The 6,015-nt window shown below is 57.7% G+C and carries 7 protein-coding genes; all 7 read right to left on the bottom strand.

Annotated elements, in window-relative coordinates; genetic code table 11:
• Positions 1-294: calcium-binding protein (locus HU755_RS26135; RefSeq protein ID WP_369408058.1), on the bottom strand; the 294-nt coding region annotated here is incomplete at its 3' end.
• 577 nt (positions 295-871) lie between these two features.
• The gene (gene flgE, locus HU755_RS26130; RefSeq protein WP_186637978.1) at positions 872-2,206 is read right to left on the bottom strand and encodes a flagellar hook protein FlgE; all 1,335 of its coding nucleotides are present in this window, start codon (positions 2,204-2,206) and stop codon (positions 872-874) included.
• A 31-nt stretch (positions 2,207-2,237) separates the two neighbouring features.
• A complete protein-coding gene (gene flgD / locus HU755_RS26125) occupies positions 2,238-2,963 on the bottom strand; it encodes a flagellar hook assembly protein FlgD (protein WP_186623684.1) in 726 nt (241 codons plus the stop codon).
• A gap of 15 nt (positions 2,964-2,978) precedes the next feature.
• A complete protein-coding gene (gene flgC, locus HU755_RS26120) occupies positions 2,979-3,422 on the bottom strand; it encodes a flagellar basal body rod protein FlgC (protein ID WP_186552329.1) in 444 nt (147 codons plus the stop codon).
• 3 nt (positions 3,423-3,425) lie between these two features.
• Complete coding sequence (flgB, locus tag HU755_RS26115) at positions 3,426-3,836, bottom strand: flagellar basal body rod protein FlgB (RefSeq protein ID WP_016773613.1); 411 nt, start codon at positions 3,834-3,836, stop codon at positions 3,426-3,428.
• 372 nt (positions 3,837-4,208) lie between these two features.
• Entirely contained in the window at positions 4,209-5,036 is an 828-nt protein-coding gene (gene cheR / locus HU755_RS26110; RefSeq protein ID WP_186529772.1) for a protein-glutamate O-methyltransferase CheR, read from the bottom strand.
• A 46-nt stretch (positions 5,037-5,082) separates the two neighbouring features.
• Positions 5,083-6,015 (bottom strand): chemotaxis protein CheV, encoded by a 933-nt coding sequence (locus HU755_RS26105; RefSeq protein WP_103304087.1) that lies wholly within the window; start codon positions 6,013-6,015, stop codon positions 5,083-5,085.

Here is a 6,015-nt window from a genome sequence, read left to right as displayed (position 1 = left end):
ATAACTGGTGCCGCGAAACGCTTCGATACCATTGAACGTATCGCCCGCCGCGAGACCGGTGTTAACGCCGGTTTTCAGGTTGATCGTCACGCCGGTTCCCTGATTGGCATCTTCGTAGCTGGCAGTGTCGATACCTGCGCCACCAATGAGCTGGTCAGCCCCTTCGCCACCAATTAGAAGGTCATTGCCGTCCCCACCATTCAACACATCGTCGCCTGCCAAACCACGTATTTGATCGTCACCGGCAGTACCTGCCAGCACATCAGCACCGTTGGACCCGTAAATGACTGCCATTGCATCCTTCCTTGTGTGAGTGTGTTTGTGTTGGAACCTTGCTGAATCTCCCGCAGTCACGGGGATTTCAACCTTGCCGCGACACGCTGGTGCGTGAATGCGCAAAAGTCTGAAAAGAGCGAAAAGTCCGACCGGCATGCGCTTGGTCGGTATTGCTCGAGGTGAGTAGGGGGTTCGCCGCAGGCAGATGCTGCGCCGTCGATGCTGCAAACATCCGCCAACCGGAGAAATGATTGCAATCGGCTTGAATGAGATATCCGGACCGCTCGGTCGTAGCGGGACTGACCGGTGACGTCGGATTTTGGCACCGCTGCGGGTGCTTTGAAGGATTCATGACTGTGCAAAGTTTGGCATCCCTGCTGACTACTGACGGCTTCCAAGCCACCGAACCCTGAGCCCGGTTTGAAGATACGCGGCGCAGATGAAAGTTTGACGCGCGCCGCCAATGCTCCGCGAAACTGCAAATTCTGCACCACAGTGACTGACGAACGGAGCAACCGAGCGCAAGCCCCGAAAAATGCACATAAAAAAACCGACGCACTAGGCGTCGGTTTTTCATCAAGCGCACTAAACCCCATCAAGTCATCTGAATAATGGTCTGCATAATCGTGCTCTGAGTCGAAATGGTCTTGGCGTTCGCCTGATAGTTGCTCTGGCCCTTGATCAGATCAACCAGCTCATTGGTCAGGTTAACGTTCGATTCTTCCAGCGAGTTGGACACTACCTCACCCAACGTACCGGTCTTCGGCGCGTCGTAGCCCGGAATACCCGAAGCGAAAGTCTCTTTCCAGCTAGTACCACCGACAGCCTGCAACCCCTGTTCGTTGGTGAAGCTCGCCAGCGCAACCTGACCAATTGCCTTGCTCTGGTTGTTGCTGAAGTTGGCGAACAGCGTACCGGTGCCGTCGATGGTCAGGTTGGTGATCTGGCCAGTGGCGTAGCCATCCTGAGTCGGGATCGTGCGCGAAGTATCGGCGTTGTACTGGGTGGTCTTGGCCATCGAAATGGTCACGCCATTCGGGTTTGCCGATGCGCCGTTAGGCGTAAATACGCCATTGGTCACGGTGCCTGGCTTCCAGTTTTTCAGGGTCAGATCACTGCTGATGATCGGGTCAGTCGGATCCGCCGGGTTGGGCGTGCTGACCTGAAGCAACTTGCCGGAACTGTCGAACGTCAGTGTCGAAGCGACCGGTGGAGTCTTGGTTGGATCGCTACCGGTAGCGTCCGGGTTGCGCCCATCGACCAGGGTGTAAACCTTCCAGACGTTGTCGCCGGTTTTTACAACGTACTGATCCATGACGTGGGAGTTGCCCTGAGTGTCATAGATCGGCGTGCTGAACGACTTGGTGTACGTCTCGGGCTTGGACGGATCGAACACGACGGGCGTAGCGCCGGTATCGATGATTTTCTGTGCCGAAGAGTTCAGGTTGATGCTCGAAGTTACCGCCGAAGTCGACTTGGGCGCCAGGTTCGAAGTATCGATCTTGAGGTCGGTCAACACACCGTTGATGATCTTGCCGTTGGCATCCACACCGTAACCCTGCAGACGCGAGGTGTAGTCGGTGTTGGTGATGTAACCGGCGTTGTCGACCTTGAACGTACCGGCACGGGTGTACGAGATCGAGCCGTTGTTGCTCATGGTGAAGAAACCGGAACCGTTGATGCCCATGTCCAACACGTTGCCGGTGTTGTTGATGTCACCCTGGGTGAACTGCTGGGAAACGTTGGCCAGGCGCACGCCGTTGCCGATCACTTTGCTGCCGCTGCCCAGGCGAGTCGACGAGTACACATCTTCGAATTCTGCGCGGGAGGATTTGAACCCGGCGGTCGCGACGTTGGCGATGTTGTTGCCGGTCACGTCCAGTTGCTTGTTGGCTGCATAGAGACCGCTAAGGCCGATATTGAAAGACATATTCCACTCCTTTATGCCGGGTTAGTCGGCTCTATATACCAATGGTTTGTACTTTGGACAGGGCAACGGTGCCCTTGCCAGCCAGGTTGAGCATCAGCTCGCCACCGGTCTGGCTGATCGTCACGCTGTTGACGGTGGCCGGCAGGTAAGTCGCCAGGTCCGTCGCGGTGCCGTTGATCGGCGCGCTCGCCTTGAAGGTGTAAGTCCCGACGGGCACCACGGTGCCGGCGGTGTCCTTGCCGTCCCAGGTGAAGCTGGCACTGCCAGCGGCGCGACTGCCCAGATCGATAGTGCGGACAGCTTTACCATCCTTGTCGGTGATGGTCACGGTGCCGCCGGCGATGGACGATGGCACGTTGACCGAACCGGTCAGGCCTTTGCTCGGATCGTCGAGTTGCGCGGTATTGGTTTGGACGATCACGTTGCGACCGACCAGCGACGACGCTTGCAGCGCCTGCGACGAGTTGTAGTTGCCGGCAAGGCCACTCACGGTGGAGTTCAACGTGGTGATGCCTTCGAGGCTGCTGAACTGCGCCAACTGTGCAACGAATGCGCTGTTGTCCTGCGGATCGAGCGGGTTCTGGTTTTTCAGCTGGGTCACCAGCAACTGCAGGAACGCGTCCTTGCCCAGCGCTTGTCCGCCGGTGCTGCTGTTGGTCGCCGAGGCAATGCCATCGGTGGTCGAACTAGTCTTTTTCGACGAGTTCGACAGGATGTCATTCATGCTCAGGGAGCTGGTGGTATCGGTAACGCTCATGGCAGTCGCCCCTTATTACTGACCGAGGGTCAGCACCTTCTGCATCATGGTCTTGGCGGTGTTCATCATTTCAGCGTTGGTCTGGAACGAACGGCTCGCGGAAATCATGTCAGCCATTTCTTCCACCACGTTGACGTTCGGGTAGTAGACGTAGCCTTTGGCGTCAGCCGCCGGATGGTTCGGCTCATAACGCGCTTCGAGATTGCTGTCGTCCTCGACCACACCGAGCACTTGCACGCCCTGACCGGCCGCGTCCTGGTTCTGGAACAGCGAATTGCTGCCGCCAGCCTGGCCGCCCTGGAACATGGTGGCGAACACCGGGTGACGGGCGCGGTAGGTCTGGTCGATGCTCGACGAGACCGTCTCGGCGTTGGCGATGTTCGATGCGACGGTGTTCAGACGCGTGGTCTGGGCGCTCATGCCGCTGCCGGCAATGTTGAAAACGCTGGACAGGGACATGAATTATTCTCCGCGCAGGGCTGACACCAGCCCTTTGAATTTGCTGTTGAGCAGCGTGAAGCTGGCCTGGAAGCCGACGGCGTTTTCCGCGTAGTTCGACTGTTCCAGTTGAGCGTCCACGGTGTTCTGGTCGATCGAAGGCTGCATCGGCGTGCGATACATCAGCGATTCGTCGCCATTGCCCAAGCCTTCAGCCTCGATGTGACGGCTGTTGGTCATGTTCAGGGCAAAGTGGCCGCCGGTCTTGGTCTTCTCGGTTTGTGCTTCGAGCACTTTGGAGAAATCCAGGTCACGCGCCTTGTAGTTCGGGGTATCGGCGTTGGCGATGTTGTTGGCCAGCACTTCGGCACGCTGGGCGCGGAAGCCCAGTGCTTTTTCGTGAATGCCGAGCGCTTTGTCGAAGCTGATGCTCATGTCGGGAACCTTCAGGTGACCGGTTTTTCGTAACTGAGCTTTAGCAAGCGCCGTGCCAAACGGACAAAGCCCCGTATTCCGGGGCTTTGCGTCGAACGGGCAAAGCGGCAATGCCAGAAAAGCGGCAACCGGTTTCCGCCGGATGCCGCTTTTCTGCCGCTTGCCCCCGTTCTCCCTCCCACCGCTGATCCATTGTAGGAGTGAGCCTGCTCGCGATAGCCGTGTGTCAGTCGCTGATGTATTGTCTGATAGACCGCTATCGCGAGCAGGCTCACTCCTACAGGGGATTGGTGGCGTTTCGAAGAGAATATTCAGGCGCAAAAAAAACGGCAGCCCCTGAGGACTGCCGTTTTTTGTGTCGCCGCAAACCGGTTATTTCGCCTGGTAAATAATCCCCGGGCTGCACTGCACCATCTGGTAATGATCCGGCAAACCGTTCAGCGCCTCCGAAGCGCCAAGGAACAGATACCCGCCAGGCTTCAACGTGCTGTGAATACGCAGCAGGATGTCTTTCTTCACTTCGGCAGAGAAGTAGATCAGCACGTTGCGGCAGAACACGATGTCGAACTTGCCCAACGCCGCGTAGCTGTCGAGCAGGTTGAACGAGCGAAACTCCACGCGGCTCTTGATCGGTGCCTTGACTACCCAGCGCCCCGGCCCTTTCGGATCGAAGTAGCGTTGCAGCCGTTCGGGCGACAGACCACGGCCGATCGCCAGGCTGTCGTACTCGCCGGTCTTGCAGTTGTTGAGCATGAGGCCGGACAGATCGGTGGCAACGATCTGCACACCCATTTTCAGCTGACCTAGGTTGCTGCGCTCGAACTCGTCGATCGACATCGACAGCGAATAGGGTTCCTGACCTGACGAGCACGCCGCCGACCAGATCCGCAGACGCTGGTTGGGGCTGGCCTTGATCGCTTCAGGCAGTACCTTGTTCTTCAAGACTTCAAACGGATAGGTGTCACGAAACCACAGGGTTTCGTTGGTCGTCATGGCATCGACCACCTGCTCGCGCAAACCGCTGCGCGGCTGGGTCTGGATGCGCTGAACCAGCTCACCCAGGGACTTGATGCCTTGCTGCTCCATCAGTTTGTTGAGACGGCTCGAGACCAGGTACTGCTTGTTTTCACCGAGCAGAATGCCACAGGCTTTTTCCAGGAAGACCCGGAACTGTTCAAAATCCAAATTACCCGTAGACAATGATGCCGCCTCTTAAATCGTGTTGATCGCCAGGGACAAAAGGCCCCTAGCTGATATCTGCTGCTTTGATCCGGTCGACTACCCGGGATGCCAGGTCATCAGGACGGAATTTGGCCAGGAAGTCATCAGCACCGACTTTCTTGACCATCGCCTGATTGAATACCCCCGACAACGAAGTATGCAGGATGATATGGAGCTTTTGCATGCGTGCGTCGCCGCGGATTTCCGCCGTCAGGGTGTACCCGTCCATCTCCGGCATTTCGATGTCGGAAATCATCATCAGGAACTCTTCTTCCGGCTTCTTGCCTTCGTCGACCAGCTTGCGCAGGTAATCCAGCGCCTGCTTGCCGTCGTTCAGCGCCACCACTTCGACACCGATCGTCTGCAGGCAACGCGTGACCTGCTTGCGCGCCACCGACGAGTCATCGACCGTCAGCACCCGCAGCGACAACGCCTTGGTCTGGGTCTCGACATCGACCACGCCCACCGAAATCGCTTCCGGTGTCGGCGCCACTTCGGCCAGCACCTTCTCGACGTCGATGATTTCGACTAGCTGGTTGTCCACCCGAGTCACGGCGGTCAAGTAATGATCGCGGCCCGTGCCCTTGGGTGGTGGATGGATCTCTTCCCAATTCATGTTGACGATGCGCTCCACCGAGCGGACCAGGAAACCCTGGGTCTTGGTGTTGTACTCGGTGATGATCACGAACGGATTTTTCTTGTCTTTCAACGCACCGGAGCCGGTCGCCATTGCCAGATCCAGGATCGGAATGGTCGCCCCCCGAATATTCGCCACCCCGCACACGACAGGACTGGACTTGGGCATCAACGTCAGTGACGGGCATTGCAGCACTTCCCGAACCTTGAACACGTTGATCCCGTAGAGCTGCTGGCCGTCGAGACGGAACAACAACAGCTCCAGGCGATTCTGCCCTACCAGTTGCGTGCGCTGGTTCACCGAATCCATTACACCAGCCAT

It is taken from the genome of Pseudomonas sp. SWRI111 (genome assembly GCF_014268555.1).
GTDB classification, from domain to species: Bacteria; Pseudomonadota; Gammaproteobacteria; order Pseudomonadales; family Pseudomonadaceae; genus Aquipseudomonas; species Aquipseudomonas hamedanensis.
Note: the sequence above shows the minus strand (reverse complement) of the source record. Positions and strands in the feature narration are given on the sequence as shown.